Origin of the sequence: Intestinimonas sp. UBA1698, from assembly GCF_002320075.1 — a bacterium.
GTDB classification, from domain to species: domain Bacteria; phylum Bacillota; class Clostridia; order Oscillospirales; family Oscillospiraceae; genus Intestinimonas; species Intestinimonas massiliensis.
The window spans coordinates 1-21,300 of the sequence record NZ_DCJO01000010.1 but is presented as its reverse complement, the minus strand read 5'-3'; the positions used below and the strand labels follow the sequence as shown (position 1 = coordinate 21,300).

Annotated in this window: 20 protein-coding genes; 17 read left to right on the top strand and 3 right to left on the bottom strand. The window is 60.0% G+C overall.

Annotated features, from left to right (window positions below):
* Positions 1-81: 81 nt before the first annotated feature.
* The 11 genes from tsf (at position 82) to B3H64_RS02130 (ending at position 12,482) form a co-directional block, all read left to right on the top strand.
* Positions 82-996, top strand: coding sequence for a translation elongation factor Ts (tsf, locus tag B3H64_RS02185; protein WP_050618279.1), 915 nt, complete (start codon positions 82-84; stop codon positions 994-996).
* A 229-nt stretch (positions 997-1,225) separates the two neighbouring features.
* Entirely contained in the window at positions 1,226-1,948 is a 723-nt protein-coding gene (gene pyrH / locus B3H64_RS02180) for a UMP kinase (RefSeq protein ID WP_050618280.1), read from the top strand.
* Position 1,949: 1 nt separating this feature from the next.
* Positions 1,950-2,504: a ribosome recycling factor gene (gene frr, locus B3H64_RS02175; protein ID WP_050618281.1), complete on the top strand. Its 555-nt coding sequence runs from the start codon at positions 1,950-1,952 to the stop codon at positions 2,502-2,504.
* A 112-nt stretch (positions 2,505-2,616) separates the two neighbouring features.
* Positions 2,617-3,363 (top strand): isoprenyl transferase, encoded by a 747-nt coding sequence (locus B3H64_RS02170; protein ID WP_050618282.1) that lies wholly within the window; start codon positions 2,617-2,619, stop codon positions 3,361-3,363.
* A gap of 3 nt (positions 3,364-3,366) precedes the next feature.
* Complete coding sequence (locus B3H64_RS02165; RefSeq protein WP_050618283.1) at positions 3,367-4,194, top strand: phosphatidate cytidylyltransferase; 828 nt, start codon at positions 3,367-3,369, stop codon at positions 4,192-4,194.
* A complete protein-coding gene (locus B3H64_RS02160) occupies positions 4,191-5,336 on the top strand; it encodes a 1-deoxy-D-xylulose-5-phosphate reductoisomerase (RefSeq protein WP_050618284.1) in 1,146 nt (381 codons plus the stop codon). Before B3H64_RS02165 ends, B3H64_RS02160 begins: the two co-directional genes overlap by 4 nt.
* A 27-nt stretch (positions 5,337-5,363) precedes the next feature.
* Complete coding sequence (locus tag B3H64_RS02155; protein ID WP_286732567.1) at positions 5,364-6,422, top strand: M50 family metallopeptidase; 1,059 nt, start codon at positions 5,364-5,366, stop codon at positions 6,420-6,422.
* 13 nt (positions 6,423-6,435) lie between these two features.
* Entirely contained in the window at positions 6,436-7,473 is a 1,038-nt protein-coding gene (gene ispG, locus B3H64_RS02150) for a flavodoxin-dependent (E)-4-hydroxy-3-methylbut-2-enyl-diphosphate synthase (RefSeq protein ID WP_021629731.1), read from the top strand.
* Positions 7,474-7,498: 25 nt separating this feature from the next.
* Positions 7,499-7,714 (top strand): hypothetical protein, encoded by a 216-nt coding sequence (locus B3H64_RS02145; protein ID WP_286732565.1) that lies wholly within the window; start codon positions 7,499-7,501, stop codon positions 7,712-7,714.
* Between the two features lie 15 nt (positions 7,715-7,729).
* Positions 7,730-11,659, top strand: a complete 3,930-nt coding sequence (locus B3H64_RS02135) for a PolC-type DNA polymerase III (RefSeq protein WP_414653434.1) — start codon at positions 7,730-7,732, stop codon at positions 11,657-11,659.
* Between the two features lie 310 nt (positions 11,660-11,969).
* The gene (locus B3H64_RS02130) at positions 11,970-12,482 is read left to right on the top strand and encodes a ferritin (RefSeq protein ID WP_204681723.1); all 513 of its coding nucleotides are present in this window, start codon (positions 11,970-11,972) and stop codon (positions 12,480-12,482) included.
* A gap of 74 nt (positions 12,483-12,556) precedes the next feature.
* On the opposite strand, the gene B3H64_RS02125 is transcribed toward B3H64_RS02130, so the two are convergent.
* Genes B3H64_RS02125 through B3H64_RS02115 form a run of 3 tightly spaced genes read right to left on the bottom strand, consistent with a single transcriptional unit; the run spans position 12,557 to position 14,736 of the window.
* The gene (locus tag B3H64_RS02125) at positions 12,557-13,063 is read right to left on the bottom strand and encodes a peptidoglycan-binding domain-containing protein (RefSeq protein WP_414653433.1); all 507 of its coding nucleotides are present in this window, start codon (positions 13,061-13,063) and stop codon (positions 12,557-12,559) included.
* A 50-nt stretch (positions 13,064-13,113) separates the two neighbouring features.
* Positions 13,114-14,334 carry a peptidoglycan-binding protein gene (locus tag B3H64_RS02120; RefSeq protein ID WP_007495509.1) on the bottom strand — a complete coding sequence of 407 codons (1,221 nt, stop codon included), beginning with the start codon at positions 14,332-14,334 and terminating at the stop codon, positions 13,114-13,116.
* A 12-nt stretch (positions 14,335-14,346) separates the two neighbouring features.
* Positions 14,347-14,736 carry a hypothetical protein gene (locus B3H64_RS02115; protein ID WP_007495507.1) on the bottom strand — a complete coding sequence of 130 codons (390 nt, stop codon included), beginning with the start codon at positions 14,734-14,736 and terminating at the stop codon, positions 14,347-14,349.
* A 168-nt stretch (positions 14,737-14,904) separates the two neighbouring features.
* Here B3H64_RS02115 and B3H64_RS02110 point away from each other — a divergent pair, with 168 nt between their 5' ends.
* From B3H64_RS02110 to B3H64_RS02085, 6 genes are all read left to right on the top strand, one after another.
* Complete coding sequence (locus B3H64_RS02110) at positions 14,905-15,537, top strand: redox-sensing transcriptional repressor Rex (RefSeq protein ID WP_007495506.1); 633 nt, start codon at positions 14,905-14,907, stop codon at positions 15,535-15,537.
* Entirely contained in the window at positions 15,534-16,679 is a 1,146-nt protein-coding gene (locus B3H64_RS02105) for a hypothetical protein (protein WP_286732550.1), read from the top strand. Before B3H64_RS02110 ends, B3H64_RS02105 begins: the two co-directional genes overlap by 4 nt.
* A gap of 119 nt (positions 16,680-16,798) precedes the next feature.
* Entirely contained in the window at positions 16,799-17,293 is a 495-nt protein-coding gene (locus B3H64_RS02100; RefSeq protein ID WP_196057991.1) for a MarR family winged helix-turn-helix transcriptional regulator, read from the top strand.
* A gap of 31 nt (positions 17,294-17,324) precedes the next feature.
* A complete protein-coding gene (locus B3H64_RS02095; RefSeq protein WP_257592178.1) occupies positions 17,325-19,064 on the top strand; it encodes an ABC transporter ATP-binding protein in 1,740 nt (579 codons plus the stop codon).
* On the top strand, positions 19,057-20,931 hold the full coding sequence (locus B3H64_RS02090) for an ABC transporter ATP-binding protein (RefSeq protein ID WP_009256920.1): 1,875 nt from the start codon (positions 19,057-19,059) through the stop codon (positions 20,929-20,931). The genes B3H64_RS02095 and B3H64_RS02090 overlap by 8 nt, the downstream gene beginning before the upstream one ends.
* 123 nt (positions 20,932-21,054) lie before the next feature.
* Positions 21,055-21,213, top strand: a complete 159-nt coding sequence (locus B3H64_RS02085) for a hypothetical protein (RefSeq protein WP_009256919.1) — start codon at positions 21,055-21,057, stop codon at positions 21,211-21,213.
* Positions 21,214-21,300 lie beyond the last annotated feature (87 nt).

Genomic DNA, 21,300 nt, shown 5'->3' with positions numbered 1-21,300 from the left:
GAAACATTGACAAGCGCCCGCCGCGCGCGGCGGGCGCTTGTTTACGAGTAGAAGTATAAAAAATGATGGAGGTTTTGTAATATGGCAATCACTGCGAAAGAGGTACAGGCTCTGCGCGAAATGACCGGCGTGGGCATGATGGACTGCAAGAAGGCCCTGACGGAGGCCGAAGGCAATATGGACAAGGCCGTCGAGATCCTGCGTGAGAAGGGCTTGGCCGCCTCGCAGAAGAAGGCCGGCCGCATCGCGGCCGAGGGCGCTGCTTATGCCGCTGTCATCGACGGCGTGGGCGTGGTGGTCGAGGTCAACGCCGAGACCGACTTCGTGGGCAAGAACGAAAAGTTTGTGGAATTTGTCAAGGGCGTGGCCGCAGTTGTGGCCAAGGAGAAGCCCGCCGACATGGACGCCCTGATGGCCGCTCCCTACGGCAATGGCCGTACTGTTCAGGAGGAGCAGCAGGAGATGGTCCTGGTCATCGGCGAGAACATCAAGGTCCGCCGGTTTGCGTTGTTCACCGAGGGCGTGTGCGTGCCCTATATCCACGCCGGCGGCAAGATCGGTGTGCTGGTGAATCTGGAGACCAGCCTGACGGCCGAGCAGGTCAATGAGGTGGGCAAGGATGTGGCCATGCAGATCGCGGCCCTGAATCCCCGTTTCCTGGACAAGAGCCAGGTCGATCAGGCCACGCTGGACGAGGAGAAGAAAATCATGCTGGTCCAGATGGAGAACGATCCCAAGATGGCTGCCAAGCCGGATAAGGTCAAAGAGGGGATTGTCATCGGCAAGCTGGGCAAATTCTATAAGGAAAACTGCCTGCTGCAGCAGGAGTTCGTAAAGGACAACTCCATGAGCGTGGAGCAGCACATTGCCAACGTGGCCAAGAGCCTGGGCGGTACCATTGTGCTGAAGGACGCGGTCCGCTTCGAAAAGGGCGAGGGCATCGAGAAGAAGCAGGAAAACTTTGCGGAGGAAATTGCCAAGCAGTTGGGCAAGTAAACCGCCCGTTTGTGGCAGGGCCCCGGGAGTCGTCTCCCGGGGCCCTTTTCTACGGCCCAGGAGAGGCAGGGACCATCAAACAGGTAAGAACAATTTGTAAAAAATCTATTCTGGGCTCTATGCAAACGGGCAAACTTATATTAAAATAGAGAAAGCGTAATTCCGCGCGGAGGTGAAAACCGGCCGCGCGGCAAATGACGAGAACAGGTTAAAGATAGGGGCTGATGGAATGGCTGAACCGCAGTATAAGCGGGTGCTGCTGAAGGTCAGCGGCGAAGCCCTGGCTGGCGATGCCAGCCGTGGGCTGGATTTTGACGTCATCGGCAAGGTCTGCGATGTCATTAAGAAGTGTACACAGGCCGGCGTCCAGGTAGGGATCGTCGTGGGCGGTGGCAATTTCTGGCGGGGGCTCAAGGATGGCGGCGACCGGATGGAGCGGACCCGGGCCGACCACATGGGGATGCTGGCCACCGCCATCAACTGCCTGGCCATTGCGGATGTGCTGGAGCAGAAGGGTGTGGATGTGCGCGTACAGACGGCCATTGAGATGCGCTCCGTGGCCGAGCCCTACATCCGCTCCAAGGCCATCCGGCATATGGAAAAGGGGCGGGTGGTCATCTTTGGCTGCGGCACCGGCAACCCCTTCTTCTCCACCGATACCGCGGCGGTGCTGCGTGCGGCGGAGATCGACGCCGACGCCATCCTGCTGGCCAAAAATATCGACGGCGTCTACAGTGCCGACCCCAAGAAAGACCCCAACGCCGTGAAGTATGACTCCATCTCCTACGATGACGTGCTGGCCCAGCACCTGCAGGTGATGGATTCCACCGCGACGTCCCTCTCCATGGATAACAAAATTCCTGTGATTCTGTTTGCCCTCAAGGACCCGGAGAACATCTACCGGGTGGTCATGGGTGAAAAGATCGGTACCATTGTCAAGGAGGAACAGTGATATGAAGGAAGAGCTGAAGGTTTACGACGTCAAAATGCAGAAGACTGTGGATGTGGTAGTCTCCGACTTTGCCAGTGTCCGGGCCGGACGCGCCAATGCTTCCGTGCTGGATAAGATCGCCGTGGACTATTATGGCAGCCCCACCCCCATCAATCAGGTGGCGGCCATCTCCTCGCCCGATCCCCGCAGCTTGATGATCCAGCCCTGGGACGCCACGCTGCTCAAGGCCATTGAAAAAGCGATTCAGACCTCCGATTTGGGCATCAATCCCCAGAACGACGGCCGTGTTATACGCCTGGGCTTCCCCCAACTGACCGAGGAGCGCCGCAGGGACCTGACCAAGCAGGTAAAAAAGTATGGAGAGAACGGCAAGGTGGCGGTCCGCAATATCCGTCGGGACGCCATGGATAAGTTTAAGGCCATGCAGAAAAAGTCAGAGATCACCGAGGACGAGCTCAAGGAGTTGGAAAAAGAGCTGCAGGATATGACGGATAAACGCTGCAAGCAGATCGACGAGCTGACAGCCAAGAAGGAGACGGAGCTGATGGCTGTGTAGGGGATTTCCTTCACACAGCTTGCGGTGCGGGGCGCCCCGGCGCCCCGCACGCTTCGTATTTGAGACAACTTGAGGTGGGACGGAAGCCGCCCTGCCCGACAGGAGCGAGGACATGCCGCTGTTCAGAAAAAAGGAAAATACGGCCGCGCCGGTAGACTTTGATCGTCTGCCGCGGCACATCGCCATCATCATGGACGGCAATGGCCGGTGGGCCAAGAGGCGGGGCCTGCCACGCACCGCCGGACACGCCGCGGGCGCCGAGACCTTTCGTACCATTGCGACTTACTGCAAGGACATTGGATTGGAGTATCTGACGGTCTACGCTTTTTCCACGGAGAACTGGAAGCGCCCGGCGGAGGAGGTCTCCGCCATCATGGGTCTGCTGAGGAAGTATCTGCTGGAGGCCATCGGGCGCATGGAGAAGGACCGGGTAAAAATGCGCTTCTTCGGGGATTTGTCTCCGCTGAATGAGGAGCTGCGGACCTTGTGCCGGGAGACCGAGGCGATCTCCGACCGCTATGAGGGGTGCCAGGTAAACATCTGCCTCAACTACGGAGGCCGGGACGAACTGCTCCGGGCGGCCCGGGCCTTTGCCGGGGATTGCGCGGCGGGCAGGGGAGACCCCAACCATCTGTCTGAGGCGGAATTTTCACGGTATCTGTTTTCCGCCGGCGTGCCGGACCCAGACCTTGTCATCCGGCCCAGCGGCGAGCTGCGCATTTCCAATTTTCTGCTGTGGCAGTCGGCCTACGCGGAGTTCTATTTTACCGACGTGCTTTGGCCGGACTTCAGTAAAGACGAGCTGCACAAAGCGCTGGCGGCCTATCAGGGGCGGTCGCGCCGATTTGGAGGGATCTGATGCATGGGTAAGCGGATCATGGTAGCGGTGATTTTTGTCCCGCTCATCATTTTGATGCTGTTTTTTGCGCCAAGCTGGGTATTGCCCGTTGTCGTGTCCGGCCTGGCCATGATCGCGCTGCACGAGGTGCTGTGGTCCACTGGATTTGTCAAAAATCCGAAGATCTCTGGCCTGGCCATCGTCCTGGCGGGCCTCATCCCCTTCTGGGTCTTTGTAGGAGAGCGAATGCTGCCCGCACTGGTGACCCTTTTCCTCTACGTGGTACTGTTGTTTGCAGTGGCTATGAAAAGCCACTATACGGTGACTATGGAGAAGATGGGGGGCTCTTTCTTCCTCTCCATCGTCATCCCCTATTTCCTGTCCACCTTCATCCGCATCCGTGAGATGCCCGACTGGCGCTACTATATCCTGCTGCCCTTTGTGGTAGCCTGGCTCAGCGATGCTTTTGCGCTGTTTGCGGGCATGGCCTTCGGAAAGCATAAGCTGGCCCCGGAGCTCTCCCCCAAAAAGACGGTGGAGGGGGCGGTTGGCGGCGTGGCAGGCTCGGTCGCTGCTACGCTGATCTACGGCTTTGTGATGTCCGCCTGTTTTGGGGCTGCCGCAGTGCGCTATGGGCTGCTGATCCTCTACGCACTGCTGGGGGCAGTGGTGGCCCAGTTTGGCGATTTGGCCTTCTCCTACATCAAGCGGCAGTATGACATCAAGGATTACGGCACGATCTTCCCCGGTCACGGCGGAGTGCTGGACCGCTTTGACAGCGTCATCTTCTGCGCTCCGCTGCTGGAGATCCTGATCGTCTATTTCCCGGCTATCCAGGGGGCGGTGGGATGAAAAGGACTCTTTCGGTGCTGGGGTCCACCGGCTCCATCGGGCGGCAGACCCTGGAGGTTGCGCAGGCCTGCGGCCTGACGGTGGCGGCGCTGACCGCCAACCGGAATTCTCTGCTGCTGGAAGAGCAGGCTCGGAAATTCCGGCCCAAGCTGGTGGCGGCGGTGGAGGAGTCGGCCGCCGCCGATTTGAAGGTGCGCCTGGCGGACACCCCCATCCGGGTGGCGGCCGGACCTCGGGGCGTTTTGGAGGCAGCCACCCTGGCGGAGGCCGACACCGTAGTCACCGCTGTGATGGGGGTGGCCGGGCTGGAGCCGACCCTGGCCGCCATCCGGAAGGGCAAACGCATCGCCTTGGCCAACAAAGAGACCATGGTCTGCGCCGGGAAGCTGGTCATGGACGAGGCAGACCGCTATGGGGCCGAGATTGTCCCGGTGGACTCGGAGCACTCGGCCATTTTCCAGTGCCTGCAGGGCTGCCGCGACCGGGGAGAGGTGCGCCGCCTGATCCTCACCGCCTCCGGCGGGCCCTTTTTCGGCTGGAGCCGGGAACAGCTCGCCCGGGTAACAAAGGCTCAGGCGCTGTGCCACCCCAACTGGGCCATGGGGGCCAAGATCACCATCGACTCCGCCACTCTGATGAACAAGGGCCTGGAGTTGATCGAGGCCATGGGCCTTTACCGAATGCCGCCGGAAAAGATTTCGATCGTGATCCATCGGGAGAGTATAGTTCACTCCTTGGTGGAATACTGTGATAATGCCGTATTGGCGCAGTTGGGCGCGCCGGATATGCGCCTGCCCATCCAGTACGCCCTTACCTGGCCGGCGCGGGCGCCGGGCCCGGCGGCGTCACTGGACCTGTTGTCCTGCCCGCCGCTCACCTTTGCCGCCCCGGACTGCGAGACCTTCGAATGTCTGGCACTGGCCCTTCAGGCGGCCGCGCAGGGGGGTACGGCGCCGGCCGTGCTCAGCGGAGCCAACGAGGCGGCGGTGGACCTCTTCCTGCGGGAGGAGATCGGCTTTCTGGACATCCCCAGACGGGTGGGAGAGGCTCTGGAGCGGGTCAAACCCGTAGAGCGGCCCTCTCTGGAGGACATCCTTCTGGCCGACCATGCCGCCAGAGAGGCGGTCCGCTGCGCCCGGTAATACCCGTCAAGGAGACTGAATACGCTTATGCTCTATATCATCATCGCCATTCTCATGTTTGGTATCCTCATCGCCCTGCATGAGTTCGGACACTTCATCACCGCCAAGCTGCTGGGGGTGCGGGTGAACGAATTTGCCATCGGCATGGGGCCACTGCTGTTCTCCACGCAAAAAGGGGAGACGCAGTATTCCCTGCGCGCCATCCCCATGGGCGGCTTTTGCGCCATGGAGGGGGAGGACGACGCCTCCGACGACCCCAGGGCATTTTCCAATAAGCCGGCCTGGAGAAAGTTCATCATTCTGGTGGCGGGATCCTTTATGAACCTCCTCACCGGCTTTGTCTTGCTGGCGCTGCTCCTGGCCCAGAATACCTTCTTTGTGGTCCCGGTCATCGACACGCTTATGGAAGGCTTTCCCTATGAAAGTGCCCAGGGGCTGCTGCCGGGCGACCGGATCGTCCGGGTCAACGGCGAACGGATCTATACCAAGAGTGATTTGGACCTGTTCTTTGGCCGTGACGAGGACGGCATCATGGATCTGGTCATTGAGCGGGACGGCGTACGCCTGGAGCGGCCGGGCTTTGATCTCCGGCCCCGGGAATACACCTACGAGGGCGAGACTGTGCAGATGCGGGGGCTCATCTGCGTCCGGGAGCCCTTCCACGTGGGAAATTGGCTGCGTCAGAGCTGGTACAATACCATTGATATGGTGCGGATGGTGCGCCTGTCCCTGGTGGATCTTTTTTCCGGTCGAGCCGGTATCCAGGACATGTCCGGCCCGATCGGCATCGTAACCATGATGTCGGACGTGGGGGCCCAGTCTCCCAATATGGCGGCCGCACTGGCGAATATCCTGTGGTTCGTGGCCTTCATCGCCATCAACCTGGCGGTGATGAACCTGCTGCCCATCCCCGCTCTGGACGGCGGGCAGATTCTTTTCCTACTCGTGGGCGGCATTTACCACTTCTTCACCCACAGGCGTATCGACCAGAAGTACCTGGGCTATATCAATATGGCGGGCTTCTTCTGCCTCATTGCCCTGATGGTGGTGGTGGCCGTCAGCGACGTAAACAAATTGATCCTGTAGGGAGGCTTGTCCTATGACCAGACAGATTCGCGTGGGCGGCGTCCCCATCGGGGGGGGTGCTCCGGTCACCATTCAGTCCATGACCAACACCCGCACCGACGATGTGTCCGCCACAGCGGAGCAGATCAAACGTCTGGCGGCGGCGGGGTGCGAGATTGTGCGGGTGGCGGTGCCCGATCTGGCCGCCGCCCGGGCGGTGGGGGCCATTCGGGAGCGGAGCCCCATCCCTCTGGTGGCGGACATCCATTTCGATTACCGGCTGGCCCTGGAGTGCGTGGCCGCCGGGTGCGACAAAGTGCGCATCAATCCGGGCAACATCGGCGGGGAGGACCGGGTGAAGGCGGTGGCCGACGCCTGCCGACAAAAGGGGATTCCCATCCGTATTGGAGTCAACGGCGGTTCCCTGGAGAAGCCCATCCTGGCCAAATACGGCGGGGTGACGCCGGAGGCCCTGGTGGAGTCGGCCTTTGGACATATCCGCCTGCTGGAGAAATTCGACTTTACCGACATATGCGTGTCCCTCAAGTCCTCCAGCGTGCGCACCACCATGGCGGCCTACCGCCTGATGAATCAGGAAAGCGATTATCCTTTACATCTCGGGGTGACGGAGACCGGCACCCTGCGCATGGGCACCCTCAAATCCGCGGTGGGCATCGGCGGCTTGCTGGCCATGGGTATCGGGGACACCCTGCGGGTGTCCCTCTCCGCCGACCCGGTGGAGGAGGTATACGCCGCCCGGGACATCCTCAAGGCCGCCGGGGTGCGGAAGGAGGGACCGGAGCTGGTGTCCTGCCCCACCTGCGGGCGCACCCGTATCGACCTCATCGGCCTGGCCACCCAGGTGGAGGAGCGGCTCAAGGCCGTGGACAAGCCCATCACCGTGGCGGTCATGGGCTGCGTGGTCAACGGCCCCGGAGAGGCCTCCGCCGCCGACGTGGGCATCGCCGGCGGCAACGGGGAGGGCCTGCTCTTCCGCAAGGGGGAGATCGTGAAAAAGGTTCCCCAGGAGGCCCTGGTGGACGAGCTTTTCGCACTAATTGAGGAACTTTGACGGAGGAGGCAGGAGCGTTTCAACCATGTCACAGGCACAGAAGATTCCCTTTTTGAATTTGTTTTCCGCCTGGCGGCCCGGTGAAGAGCTGGCGGCCCTGGCAGGCGGCTATCTGGTCACGGGGGCGGTGATCGATAAGGCGGCCCGCTCTATCCGCGCCAAGGTGGAGTGCCCCCGAATGCCCGAGGAGGGCCTGCGGCACCAGATCGAGAAGAGCCTGGCCTTGGCCTACCGGGTGTAGCGGGTGGAGCTGGAGATGGGAGCGGCGGCCGCGACTGCTCCCACATCGGCTCCTGTGGCGGCTGAACCGGCTCCTGCGGCCAGCGCCCCTCCTCCGCCGCCCCCGGCCGCCCCGGTGGAGGAGGATGCCATGGCGGCCTTCCGCCGCACGGAGGAGATCCGCCGGAGAGCTCTGGCTGGTCTCAAAACTGCCAGCCCGCGGGAGAAAAAGGTGGCCTCCGGCGGCCCGAGAGGAAAGCTGCTCTACGGCAAGCACGAAATCAAGCGGGAGAGCATCCCCATGAGCACCCTGGAGCTGGACATGGGAACCGTCATCGTCAAGGGAGACGTATTTGCCGTGGATCACCGGGAGCTGAAAAAGCGGGGTGCCTGGGTGGTGTGCTTCGATGTGACGGACTATACCGGCTCGGTGCGGGTGTCCAAGTTTTTCCCCGGTGACGAGGGGAAGGGCATTGTGGACGGGGTGAAGAAGGGCCAGCATCTGGTGATTCAGGGCAAGCTGAACATCGACCGCTTCACCGGCGACATGGTGCTGGAGCCCTACGCCATCATGGAGAGCGCCAAGCCCATGAAGACCGACGACGCGCCGGAGAAGCGGGTGGAGCTCCACTTGCACACCACCATGTCCTCCATGGATGCCCTCACCCAAGTGAGCCCCAAGGCGGGGCCGGACAAGAACGTGGTCAAGCGGGCGGAAGCGTGGGGCCATCGGGCCATCGCCATCACCGACCACGGCGTGGCCCAGGCATTCCCCGACGCATGGCACTCGGCCAAGAAGATCAAGGTGCTTTACGGCGTGGAGGCGTACTTCATCAACGACGTAGACGACCGGGTGGTGGTACACGGGGACAAGGAACAAGACTTTACAGGCGATATCGTCTGTTTCGACATTGAGACTACCGGCCTGGACAAGCGGCGGGATGTAATCACCGAGATCGGAGCGGTGGTACTGCGGAACGGGGAGGTGGTGGAGCAGTTCTCCACGTTTGCTGATCCTGAACGGCCTCTGACCCGCGAGATCACCGAGCTTACCGGCATCACCGACGAGATGCTGAGGGGAGCCCCCTCCCAGGCGGAGGCCATAAATGCCTTTCTAGACTTCGTGGGGGAGCGCCCACTGGCCGCCCACAACGCGGAGTTCGACATGGGCTTCATCGCCGAGGGGTGCCGCCGCATGGGCCGCCCCTTCGACAGCACCTCCATCGACACGCTGATTCTGGCCCAGAACCTGCTGCCGGAGCTGGGCAAGCACAAGCTGGACATCGTGGCGGAGCACCTGAACCTGCCCGCCTTCAACCACCACCGGGCCTATGACGACGCGGCCACGGTGGGCTATATGCTGGTACCTTTCTTCGAGATGCTGCGGGACAGGGGTGTACATACCCTCCAGCAGATCAATCCGGCTATGGCCAGGCTGCGTACTGGGGGCAAGGCCCGCCGCCAGCCCAAGCACCTAATCGTGCTGGCCAAGAACCAACTGGGCCTGCGCAATCTCTACAAGCTCATCTCGGCCTCTCACCTGGACCACTTTAAGCGCTACCCCATCATGCCCAAGAGCCTGATCAACCAGCACCGGGAGGGACTCATTATCGGCTCGGCCTGCGAGGCTGGAGAGCTGTTTCAAGCAGTTGTAAAGCGAAAAGACTTTGCGGAGCTTAAGCGCATTGCCTCCTGGTACGATTTCCTGGAGATTCAGCCTCTGTGCAACAATGCCTTCATGCTGCGCAAGGGTATGGTGCAGAGCCAGGAGGAGCTGAAGGACTTCAACCGCACCATCGTATCCCTGGGCGAGGCGCTGGACAAGCCTGTGTGCGCCACCGGCGACGTCCATTTCCTGGACCCGGAGGACGAGATCTACCGCCACGTCCTGCTGGCCTCCAAGGGCTTTGAAGATGCCGACTCGTCTCTGCCCATCTACTTCAAGACCACCACCGAGATGCTGGAGGAGTTTGCCTATTTGGGGAAGGAGAAGGCCTATGAGGTGGTGGTGCGCAACACCAATCTGGTAGCCGACTGGTGTGAGGACGTAGTGCCTCTGCCCCAGGGGTTGTTCGCCCCCAAGATCGAGAACTCAGCGGAGGAGCTGACCAGCCTGGTCTGGGGGAAAGCAAAAGCCCTTTACGGTGAGGAACCGCCCAAAATCGTGGTGGACCGCATCAATGCCGAGCTGGGCGACATCATCAAGTGCAAGTACGACGTCATTTATATGTCGGCCCAGAAGCTGGTGCAGGACTCCCTGGCCCACGGCTACCTGGTGGGCTCCCGTGGCTCCGTGGGCTCGTCCCTGGTAGCCTTCATGTCGGGCATCACGGAGGTGAACTCCCTGCCGCCCCACTACCGCTGTCCCAAGTGCAAGCACTCGGACTTCGACACTGCCAAGGAGAAGGGGATCGGCTGCGGCGCGGACATGCCCGACGCGGTGTGCCCCGTCTGCGGAACGCCCTACGCCAAGGACGGCTTCAACATCCCCTTCGAGACCTTCTTGGGCTTCGGCGGCGACAAGGTGCCCGACATCGATCTGAACTTCTCCGGCGAATATCAGGCCAACGCCCACCGGTACACCTTTGAGCTGTTCGGGCAGACCCACGTGTTCCGGGCGGGCACCATCGGCACCGTGGCGGAAAAGACCGCCTTCGGCTATGTCAAGAAGTACATGGATGAGCGGGGAAGGACGGTAAACCGGGCGGAGGAGAACCGGCTGGCTCAGGGCTGCACCGGCGTCAAGCGCACCACCGGCCAGCACCCCGGCGGCATGGTGGTCATCCCCCAGAACCGGGAGATCTACGACTTCTGTCCGGTGCAGCACCCCGCCGACGATCCCAACAGCGACATCATTACCACTCACTTCGAATATCACTCCATGGAGTCCAACCTGCTCAAGCTGGACATGCTGGGCCACGATGATCCCACCATGATCCGCATGCTCCAGGATCTCACCGGGGTGGATCCGCAAAAGATCCCTCTGGACGACCGGGACACCATGAGCATCTTCACCTCCTCTGAGGTGCTGGGCTTCGTGGACGACCCCATCCTGGGCCCAACCGGCGCCGTGGCCATCCCGGAGTTCAACACCAAGTTCACCCGCGGCATGCTGGTGGACACCCAGCCCCACGAGTTTGACATTCTCCTGCGCCTGTCCGGCTTCTCCCACGGAACCGACGTGTGGCTGGGCAACGCCCGGGATCTGATTGTGGATCAGGGCGTCCCGGTCGGCCAGGCCATCGGCTGCCGCGACGACATCATGCTCTTCCTCATCTCCTGTGGCATGCCGGAGAAGCGGGCCTTCAAGATCATGGAGTCGGTGCGTAAGGGCCGGGGCCTGCCCGAAGGGGCGGAGGAGGAGATGAGGGCCGCCGGCGTACCCGACTGGTACATCGGCTCCTGCAAGAAGATCAAGTACCTGTTCCCCAAGGCCCACGCCGTGGCTTACGTGATGATGGCCTTCCGCATCGCCTGGTTCAAGGTCCACCGCCCCCTGGCCTTCTACGCCGCCTTCTTCTCTATCCGCGCCAAGGCCTTTGACGCCACCTTCATGTGCCAGGGGATGGATGTGTGTAAGGCTAAAATGCGGGAGATTGAGAGCAAGGAGAAGCCCTCTCCCGTGGAGGAGGATATTTTGGTCACCCTTGAGGTGGTCTATGAGTTCTATCTGCGGGGGTTCACCTTTGAGCACATGGATCTCTACCGCTCCCACGCGGTCAACTTCCTGCCAGACAATGAGAAGGGAAGCCTGCTGCCCCCCTTCACCTCTGTGCCTGGTCTGGGCGAGACGGCGGCCTGGTCTATCATGGAGCAGCGGGAGGGAAAGCGGTTTATATCTATCGAGGAGTTTTCCGCAGCCTGTCCCAAGGTCTCCAAGACCCACATCGAGCAGCTCAAGGCCGCTGGTGCTCTGGACGGCATGCCGGATACGAGTCAGATTACCCTGTTCGACGGACTGTTTTAACCGGTATGCCGTCCGCCGCCTGCGGTGTCCGAGCGTTTTGCCGCAGGCAAAACCTCGATGGCGGGCGAATTGATTTCGCCCGCCAGATGGAGGGAAACGGGACCCCAGGGACGGCGCGGCCGCCCCTGGGCCATGCCGGATACGAGTCAGATTACCCTGTTCGACGGACTGTTTTAACCGGTATCCTGTCCTCTGTTGCCTACGGCCATTGTTAGGGCGCAGAGGAATTTCTGAGTGGAATTTACAGTTGTAACAGAATAAAATCCGTGGTATTCTTATGCCATCCAGATGAGAAAGGAGTGTATTTATTATGCTGAACGAAAAAGTTGCCTCTCTGCTGAACGAGCAGATCAATAAGGAGTTCTACTCCGCTTACCTGTATCTGGAGTTCTCCGCCTACTTCGAGGACGAGGGACTGGACGGCTTCGCCAACTGGTACAAGGTGCAGGCGCAGGAGGAACGGGATCACGCCATGCTTATGTTCCAGTATCTCCAGAACAACAGCCACCGCCCGGTGCTGGAGGGCATTGCCAGGCCCACCGCCGCCCCCAACGGCAGGCTGGAGGTGCTCAAGGCCGGCCTGGCCCATGAGCAGTATGTCACCAATCTGATTCACACGATCTACGATGCAGCCTATGAGGTCAAGGACTTCCGCACCATGCAGTTCCTGGATTGGTTTGTCAAAGAGCAGGGCGAGGAGGAGAAGACCGCCGAGGATATGATTAAAAAGATGGAGCTCTACGGCGACGATGCCAAAGGCCTCTACATGCTCAACAGTGAGCTGGCGGGCCGCACCTATGCAGCTCCCAGTCTGGTAATGTAACCTGTAGTTGAAACTGTAGACAAGGTGGGTGCCCTGCTATGGACAGGGCACCCACCTTACACATATATGCCGCGTCAGGGCATAAAAAGTTCAGGCCGCGTAGTCCAGGGCGACTGGGCGCTGGTGACAAACATAGTATAGAGGCGGCTGAGGGTATTCCAGCTCTCCTGATCCAGTGTCCCGGTTTCCGGACGGTGATTCAGATGTTGAATCCACTTGATGTTGTGCTCGGTGGCGGCATTGTTTACCCCGGAGACATCACAGGTTTCCACGCCGTTCAGGACCCGAGACAGCCCGCAGAACATGGACTGCACCAGGTTAAGATGAACGCTGGCCTCACCCGGTGCGACGGAAAACTCAGGACTTGGAAAGCTGCGGGTGGGCAGCGGAGTGAGGCGGGAAACCACCTGGTGATACAAGGAAACGATAGCGTCCCAGGTGGCCTGGTTTACCTGTCCGGTGACCGGAGGGAAAAATTCCCTCTGAAAGAGCATGACGGCCTCTAGGGTGCGTTCGCCGAAAATTCCGTCCGGCGTGAGACGGGGGAGGAAGGGGTAAGCGAAAGAAATGGTGCGCAGCATGGTTTGGAGGCTGCGTACGGGCTGTCCAATCAGGTGGAGTTGGGAGCGAATCATGTGGCGTCTTCTCCTCTCTCGTCGGTGCTGCCCAGTGTCATGGGTTGGCCGGGGTACTGGGTCAGGCTGGTGGCTTCGCTCTCGGGAAGCTCCGGCCGGAACTGCTCTGGGATGACATTGGTATATTGGCTCATGGTATCCACTATGCCGACATAAAATCGGTAGAGTGCGGCCCAGGTGTCCTCGCCTACAACGCCGTCTTGGTACAGACCAGCCATCTGTTGAAGAGCCAGGACTGCGTTTTGGGTGGATTGCCCGAAAATCCCGTCCACAGCCACCGGGGGGATGTTATTATAAAACTCCGCCACCACAGAGAGAAGGTACTGTATTACCTTGACATTTTCTCCGGTGTCGCCGAGGGAAATGGTATCGGGGCGGTTGACGGGCACCAAGGTGGTGTAGAAGGTCTGACCCTCGCTGACCAGCTCCGCCAATTCCAGAACGCCCACGTACAGAAAGACCAGCTTATACCAGGTGGCGTTTCCAACGACTCCGTCCGGCGTCAGGCTGAAAATCTGCTGGAATTTGATGACCGACTGCTCGGTGGACGCTCCGAAGATCCCGTCCACCGGCTGAACCTTCGGAATAGCGGGGTAATCGCGGGAGATGCGGTTGAGCATGGTCTGGATGCGCACCACCGGCTCCCCCCGGTCGCCCAGCCGCACCGGAGTTCCGGGGTAGGAGCTGCGGATACCCATGACAGGAGCATTGTTCACGATCTCGATATTGTCGCCATAATAGTTTCGCAGGATGGTGACGGAGTCGGCGCCCTGCTCTGCCATGGCCTGGCTGCCCCACTGGGAGAGACCGTCGCAGGTGGTGGTGGTGCCGTTGCAAAATTTGGCTGCCAGGGGCTCCACAAAGCCGGTGCGCCGTATGTAGGAATTGAAGATCTCATCCACCATCTGGCTGATGTTCTCAAAAATGTTGCGCCCTTTGATGAATTTCTGGTCGTAGGCCGTGCTGGCGGTGATGTTGAAGGGGTAGCCGCGGCTGGGGTAATATTCGGTATATACCCGGTTGAGGGCAAACGAAATGATCGCCAGGATGTTTGCCCGGATAGCCGCCGGCTCCCAGGTGGGATAGATCTCGCTGGAGGCCACATTCTTAACGTATTCCGGGAAGGAAACCGTCACATTTTCCGCAGCGGCGCTGGGGGCGCCCAGATGCACGGTGATGTATTGTGGGACATAGGGCGTTACAGGTGTGGTCGGCATGGGGGTACCTCCTTACAGATCCTGGGGTGGAATATCCACGATCTCCCCCCGGGTAGACGACGAGGTCTGCTCCGGCAGGGGAATCAGCTCCAGCTCCTGTAGTGTTTCCGTATTAGGAAAGACCTGGACATTCTCCACCAGAAGCATCTCATAGCCCGGTACCTCCACCCAGATGTCACAGACGGCGAAGGGGGACTCTGTCCCTGGGGATTCACTGGCAGACGGCTCGGGTGTGGCGACGCGGATCGGCGCGGTGCGTCCGTTTTCGTCCGTCACCCGTAAGGCCAGCAGCGTATGCCGCCCGCCGCCCGCCCTCTGCGTCACCGCTACAGTAGCGCCCGGCACCGGGAGCTGGGCCCGGGAGGTATATACGCGGGTGACAATGGTTCCAATCGAGGCCAATTGGCATTCCTCCTTTTCCTCACTCTATGCACCGGACCGGAAGGCGGTTCCAGGGAAAAGAACGTTGACATCGGCCCCTCTTTCGAGTAAACTGAATAGGAATCTTGCAGCGGAACGGGCGAGTTACGTGCGGTACCGCTTTGGAACAAGAAGAAGAGTGATGGAGCTATGAAAAAAGATAAAGTGTCCAGTGCGGTGATACGTCGCCTCCCACGGTACTACCGCCACCTGAACGACCTCTATTTGGCCGGTGTGGAGCGCATTTCATCCAACGCGCTGGGCAAATCCATGGGGCTGACCGCCTCACAGATCCGGCAGGATCTCTCCTGCTTCGGCGGGTTCGGCCAGCAGGGCTACGGCTATAATATTGAAAATCTGCGGGGGGAGATTTCCGACATTCTGGGTATGAACCGCGGCCACAACGCGGTCATTCTGGGGGCGGGCAACTTGGGCCGGGCCCTGATGGAAAACTTTCACTTCGAGCGCTCCGGTGTGGCGCTTTCGGCCGCCTTTGATGTGGCGCCGGATGTGGTTGGGCAGAGACTCTCCGGGGTGCCGGTCCACCACGTGGATCAGTTGGAGGAGTATCTGGGCCAGCATCCGGCCAGCATCGGGGTGCTGACGGTTCCCCGGAGCGTGGCCAACCGGATCGCCGGTCGGCTGGTGGCCTCCGGCGTGAAAGGAATCTGGAATTTCACCAATATTGAGCTGACGGTGGACGCGCCGGACATAGTGATTGAGAACGTCCACTTTGCCGACAGCCTGTTGGCGCTGAGCTATATGATTTCGGAGGTACCATGAAGAGACTTGCCGTTGGCCTGCTTGCCCTGGTCATCCTGATAGGCTGTGCGGCAGTATATGCCGCCGATACGGGGACAGGGGAGAGCCTTGTAACGCAGGGCTACCTGAACGACACTTATATTCCGGACGTACTGCGGCAGGCGGAGACACGCATCGCGGAGCAGGCAAAGACCGTCTACGACTCTGTGCTGGCGGATCTGAATGCCAGGCACAGCGGTTATCTGGCCCGGGCAGGTGGAGAACAGAGCTATGCCGCCTCAATCACGGATTTCCGCTTTAAAAGGGGAGACGTGGTCAGCCTGCCTGCCGGTTCCGGGCTGCTGCTCCTGGCTGGAAGCGGAACCGTGTCCTATTCCGGCGGCAGTGTGGTGGATATTACGGTGGGGCAGACCGTGGCCTCCGGTGCCGCGCTGACCGCACGTCACCGCGTCTTAGCGGCCGAAAATACCACAGCGGCAGTGACAATCACCTCTGATACTGCGGTTTTGGGCGTAGAGGGCTTCTATACCGTGTCCTCCGGAGCGGGGCTGGACTACAATGCTCTGGCCGACGCATTAAAGCAGATGGGGCTGTTCCAGGGCACTGGAACGGCCTACGGCTCCGGGTATGATCTGGAGCAGGCTCCCACCCGTATCGTGGGACTGGTCATGTTCCTGCGTTTGATCGGGGAGGAGGGGGCTGCGCTGAGCAGCACAGCGGCCAACCCCTTTGCGGACACCCCTGCCTGGTGCGACCGCTATGTGGCCTATGCCTATGAGAAGGGCTATACCAAGGGCAACAACGTCAGCGCCGGTGGACAGCGCTACTTTGGACCGGATGCACAGCTCTCGGCAGGGGAGTACATGACCTTTCTTCTGCGGGCGCTGGGCTACTCGGACAGCGGGGCGTCGCCTGACTTCTCCTGGGCCAATGCCGTGGGCAAGAGCGTGGAGTTTGGTGTGCTCAACGCTGCGGAGCAGGCCAAGCTGACAGGCAGCCCCTTCCTGCGGGCCCAGGTGGCCTATCTGTCCTATTTCGCACTGTCGGCCCCTCTGAAGGACGGCGGCGGCATCCTGCTGGACAGGACGGCTGCCAGCAGCGGCGTGGACAAAGCCGTATTTCAGGCGGTGATGAACGGCGTCACCGTGGACAGGCTGAGCTGAATGGAAAGACCCTCCGGTTTACCGGAGGGTCTTTTTGTAAATGTTGCCCATTGACAACTGTTAGCAAGATAACTAAAATAAACTCTGTAAAATAGCTTGCATGGAAGGGGGGTGTCTGAATGAGGCAAGAACGCCATGCGGGTTACGAGGTCAAGGCGCTGTCCAATCTGATCCGGCGCAAGGTCTGGGAGCTCTCCGGCCAGCCGGAGTGCGATGCTTTTACCGAGATGCAGGGGATGCTTCTGGGATTTCTGTGCCATAATCGGGATCAGGAAATCTTTCAGAAGGATCTGGAGGAGGCGTTTTATATCCGCCGCTCCACCGCGTCCAGGCTGCTGAAGCGCCTGGAGGAGGAGGGATTTGTGATGCGGTGCTCCGTATCCCGTGACGCCAGGCTCAAGCAGGTGATGGCAACGCCGAAAGCGGAGGCCCTGAACCAGCAGATTGCCTCGCGCATCACACAGGTAGAGGCGGCGCTGACCAAGGGAATCGGCGCTGAGGAGTTGCAGCAGTTCATGATAACCATCGCAAAAATGAAGCAGAACCTGATGGAGCCGTCTGTACTTCCGGTCGGGTGCACCTGCGGCAAAGACTGTGAGGAGGCTAACAGTTAGCAAGCGAATAAATCCCCAAGGAGGAATGTGCATGAAGAAAAAACGCGGACTTGTGAGCTGTATTCAGGAGTTCAAAAAGGACACGATTCTGACGCCGATCTTTGTCATCGGCGAGGTGGCCTTTGATGTCCTGATTCCCATGATGACAGGCCGTCTGCTGACCCAGGGCGTTGAGGCGGGAAATATGGAACGTATTTTCTACTACGGCGGCATTGTGGTCCTCATGGCCCTGGCGGCTCTGCTGCTGGGCGCCCTGTCCGGCCGTTATGCCGCCCGGGCGGCCACCGGCTTCTCCCGTAATCTGCGCCGGGAGATGTATCGGAATGTTCAGAAATTTTCCTTTTCCAACATCGACAAATTCTCCACCGGCGGTATCATTACCCGCCTGACCACCGATGTGACCAACGTACAGATGGCCTTTATGATGATCATCCGCATCGCTGTGCGCTGTCCCATCATGCTTATCTGTGCATGGGTGCTCACCTTTACCATCAACCCCAGACTGGCGCTGGTCTTCCTGGTGGTGATCCCCATCCTGGGCCTGGGCCTGTTCTTTATTATGACCGGAGCCCACCCCATCTTTGAGCGGGTGTTCAAGCGGTATGATCACTTGAACAATGTGGTACAGGAAAACCTGCTTGGCATCCGGGTGGTGAAGTCCTTTGTGCGTGAGGAGCACGAGAAGGAAAAATTCGGGAAGGTCTCCCAGGAGATCTATATGGACTTTTCCAAGGCGGAAAAGCTCGTCGCCTTCAACATGCCGCTCATGCAGTTGTGCGTCTATGCGTGTATTCTGACCGTGTCCTGGCTGAGCGCCCATCTGGTAGTGGGCGGCAGCATGGATGTGGGGCAGCTCACCAGTATGTTCAGCTATATCATGATGATCCTCATGAGCCTGATGATGCTCTCCATGGTGCTGGTCATGATCATCCTGGCCCGCGCCTCCGCCGAGCGTATTACCGAGCTGCTCAACGAGGAGAGCGACCTGCGCAACGGGGAGAATCCGGTGGAGGAGGTCAAGGACGGCTCTGTAGTCTTTGAGAACGTCAGCTTCAGCTACGCCAAGGACCCCAGTAAGGAGTGCCTGAAAAACGTCAACCTGAACATCAAGTCCGGTGAGACGGTGGGCATTCTCGGCGGCACCGGCACCTCCAAGACCACTCTGGTGCAGCTTATTCCCCGGCTGTACGACGCTACCGAGGGCCGCATCCTGGTGGGCGGTGTGGATGTGCGGGACTACGACATGGACGCCCTGCGGGAGCAGGTAGCCATGGTGCTCCAGAAGAACGTGCTGTTCTCCGGCACCATTAAGGAGAACCTGCGCTGGGGTAAGAAGGACGCCACCGATGAGGAGATGGTCCGGGTATGCAAGCTGGCCCAGGCCGACCCCTTTATCCAGGAATTCCCCGACAAGTACGATACCTATATTGAGCAGGGCGGCTCCAATGTGTCCGGCGGCCAAAAGCAGCGCCTGTGTATCGCCCGGGCCCTGCTGAAGAAGCCGAAGATTCTGATTTTGGATGATTCCACCTCCGCCGTGGACACCAAAACCGACGCACTGATCCGCAAGGCGTTCCGGGAGGAGATCCCCGACACCACCAAGTTTATCATTGCCCAGCGTATCTCTTCCATCGAGGATGCGGACAAAATCCTGGTGATGGACGGCGGAAGGATTTCCGCCATGGGCACCCACGGCGAGCTGCTCCAGAGCTGTGAGATCTACCGGGAAATTTATGAATCCCAGACGAAGGGAGGGAGCGAGAATGAATAAGATGCCGAAGAAAAAGTCCCACACGGTCCGGCGCCTGCTCAGCTATGTGGGCCGGGGCTACCTGATCCGCTTTTTTCTGGTGCTGGTATGCATCCTGGTCAGCGCGGTGGCCTCTGTGGCCGGCTCCATTTTCCTGGGCGCCCTGATCGACAACTATATCACGCCTCTGCTGGCCATGGAACACCCGGTGTTCACCGGCCTGCTCCACGCTCTGCTCCTGATGGCCTGCCTCTATGTGGTGGGCGCCCTGTGCGCCCTGGCCTACAACCGCCTGATGGTCACCATCTCCCAGGGCGTGCAGAAGAAGATCCGCGACGATCTGTTCGGACACATGCAGACCCTGCCCATCCGGTATTTTGACACCCACGCCCACGGCGATGTGATGAGCGTCTACACCAACGACGTGGATACCCTGCGGCAAATGCTCTCCCAGAGCATTCCCCAGGTAATCAATTCCCTGATGATGATCGTGGTCACCTTTGTCAGCATGGTTGTACTCAACCTCACTCTCACTGGCGTGGTAATCGTGTGCATCGTGTGCATGCTGCTGGTGACCCGGTTCCTGGCCGGACGCAGCGGCCGCTACTTCGTCCGCCAGCAGGTGAAGCTGGGCGATCTGAACGGCTATATCGAAGAAATGATCAACGGCCAGAAGGTGGTCAAGGTTTTCTGCCACGAGGAGGAGGCCCAGGAGGGCTTTGACCGTGTGAATGACGCCTTGTTTGAAAGCGCTTATAAGGCCAACAAGTACGCCAATATCCTCATGCCCATCCTCATCAACATTGGCAACATCCAATATGTGGTCATCGCCATGGTGGGCGGAGCACTGGCCCTCAATGGCCTGGGGGGCGGTATTACCCTGGGTGTCATCGCATCCTTCCTCCAGCTCTCCAAGAGTTTGACCAACCCAATCAGCCAGATCTCTCAGCAGCTCAACTCTGTGGTCATGGCTCTGGCCGGTGCTCAACGGATTTTTGACCTGATGGATGAGCCCTCCGAGGAGGATCACGGCACCGTCACCCTGGTCAACGTCTCCTATAACAAGGACGGCGCCCTCCAGGAAACCAGTGAGCGCACCAATCTGTGGGCCTGGAAGGTTCCCCAGGAGGACGGGAGCTTCGCCTATACCAAGCTGGCGGGCGACGTGCGCTTTGATGATGTGGACTTCGCCTATGAGGAGGGCAAAACCATCCTCCACGACATCAGCCTTTTCGCCAAGCCCGGCCAGAAGCTGGCTTTCGTGGGCGCCACCGGCGCGGGCAAGACCACCATTACCAACCTGATCAACCGCTTCTACGACATCGCGGACGGCAAGATCCATTATGACGGCATCTCCATCAACGATATTCATAAGCCGGATCTGCGCCGCTCCCTGGGCATTGTGCTCCAGGATACCAACCTCTTTACCGGCACCGTGCGGGAAAACATCCGCTACGGCAATCTGAGCGCCACCGACGAGGAGGTGGAGGCCGCCGCCGTGCTGGCCAACGCAGACGACTTTATCCGCCGCCTGCCCCAGGGGTACGACACCATGCTCACCGGCAACGGCGCCAACCTGTCCCAGGGCCAGCGGCAGCTCATCGCCATTGCCCGGGCCGCTGTGGCCGATCCCCCGGTGATGATCCTGGATGAGGCTACCTCCTCCATTGACACACGCACTGAGGCCATCGTCCAGAGGGGCATGGACTCCCTGATGACCGGCCGCACCGTCTTTGTCATTGCCCACCGGCTATCCACTGTGCGCAACTCTGATGCCATTATGGTGCTGGATCACGGCCGCATTGTAGAGCGGGGCGACCACGAGGATCTCATCCGGCAGCACGGACTCTATTATCAGCTCTATACCGGCGCCTTTGAGCTGGAATAAAAAGAATTTGTACCAAGCACCCCTCTGCGTCCCCGGCATAGTATGGAGTGAGACCGGTCCGGAGCGGCGGTACTCCCACCGCTCCGCCTCTGGTTTCCATCATCAAACCAGGAGGTACTTCATATGGGGTGCAATAATGGCTGTGGCTTTGGCGGCGGCGGCTGCCTGTGGATCATTCTGATCATTATCCTGCTCTGTTGCTGCTGCGGCGGCGGGAGCTGGGGCGGTTGCGGCTGTGGTGGCTGTGGCTGCAACAACGGCTGCGGGAACAGCTGCTGCTGAGAAGGCAGTACAATAGCCGAACGGCAAACAGGCAGACGTGCCGTGGGGTGTTTTTCCCCACGGCACGTTCCTGTGTATCAAACAAGT

What these genes read in the sequence shown, in the direction of transcription:
- B3H64_RS02125 (WP_414653433.1), bottom strand. Translation starts at nt 13,063, where the DNA reads ATGCTGCGCACCATTTCTTTCGCTTACCCCTTCCTCCCCCGTCTCACG.
- B3H64_RS02135 (WP_414653434.1), top strand. Translation starts at nt 7,730, where the DNA reads ATGGGAGCGGCGGCCGCGACTGCTCCCACATCGGCTCCTGTGGCGGCT.
- ispG (WP_021629731.1), top strand. Translation starts at nt 6,436, where the DNA reads ATGACCAGACAGATTCGCGTGGGCGGCGTCCCCATCGGGGGGGGTGCT.
- B3H64_RS02160 (WP_050618284.1), top strand. Translation starts at nt 4,191, where the DNA reads ATGAAAAGGACTCTTTCGGTGCTGGGGTCCACCGGCTCCATCGGGCGG.
- B3H64_RS02130 (WP_204681723.1), top strand. Translation starts at nt 11,970, where the DNA reads ATGCTGAACGAAAAAGTTGCCTCTCTGCTGAACGAGCAGATCAATAAG.
- B3H64_RS02110 (WP_007495506.1), top strand. Translation starts at nt 14,905, where the DNA reads ATGAAAAAAGATAAAGTGTCCAGTGCGGTGATACGTCGCCTCCCACGG.
- B3H64_RS02090 (WP_009256920.1), top strand. Translation starts at nt 19,057, where the DNA reads ATGAATAAGATGCCGAAGAAAAAGTCCCACACGGTCCGGCGCCTGCTC.
- B3H64_RS02085 (WP_009256919.1), top strand. Translation starts at nt 21,055, where the DNA reads ATGGGGTGCAATAATGGCTGTGGCTTTGGCGGCGGCGGCTGCCTGTGG.
- B3H64_RS02170 (WP_050618282.1), top strand. Translation starts at nt 2,617, where the DNA reads ATGCCGCTGTTCAGAAAAAAGGAAAATACGGCCGCGCCGGTAGACTTT.
- B3H64_RS02155 (WP_286732567.1), top strand. Translation starts at nt 5,364, where the DNA reads ATGCTCTATATCATCATCGCCATTCTCATGTTTGGTATCCTCATCGCC.
- tsf (WP_050618279.1), top strand. Translation starts at nt 82, where the DNA reads ATGGCAATCACTGCGAAAGAGGTACAGGCTCTGCGCGAAATGACCGGC.
- B3H64_RS02095 (WP_257592178.1), top strand. Translation starts at nt 17,325, where the DNA reads ATGAAGAAAAAACGCGGACTTGTGAGCTGTATTCAGGAGTTCAAAAAG.
- B3H64_RS02145 (WP_286732565.1), top strand. Translation starts at nt 7,499, where the DNA reads ATGTCACAGGCACAGAAGATTCCCTTTTTGAATTTGTTTTCCGCCTGG.
- B3H64_RS02120 (WP_007495509.1), bottom strand. Translation starts at nt 14,334, where the DNA reads ATGCCGACCACACCTGTAACGCCCTATGTCCCACAATACATCACCGTG.
- B3H64_RS02105 (WP_286732550.1), top strand. Translation starts at nt 15,534, where the DNA reads ATGAAGAGACTTGCCGTTGGCCTGCTTGCCCTGGTCATCCTGATAGGC.
- B3H64_RS02165 (WP_050618283.1), top strand. Translation starts at nt 3,367, where the DNA reads ATGGGTAAGCGGATCATGGTAGCGGTGATTTTTGTCCCGCTCATCATT.
- B3H64_RS02100 (WP_196057991.1), top strand. Translation starts at nt 16,799, where the DNA reads ATGAGGCAAGAACGCCATGCGGGTTACGAGGTCAAGGCGCTGTCCAAT.
- frr (WP_050618281.1), top strand. Translation starts at nt 1,950, where the DNA reads ATGAAGGAAGAGCTGAAGGTTTACGACGTCAAAATGCAGAAGACTGTG.
- pyrH (WP_050618280.1), top strand. Translation starts at nt 1,226, where the DNA reads ATGGCTGAACCGCAGTATAAGCGGGTGCTGCTGAAGGTCAGCGGCGAA.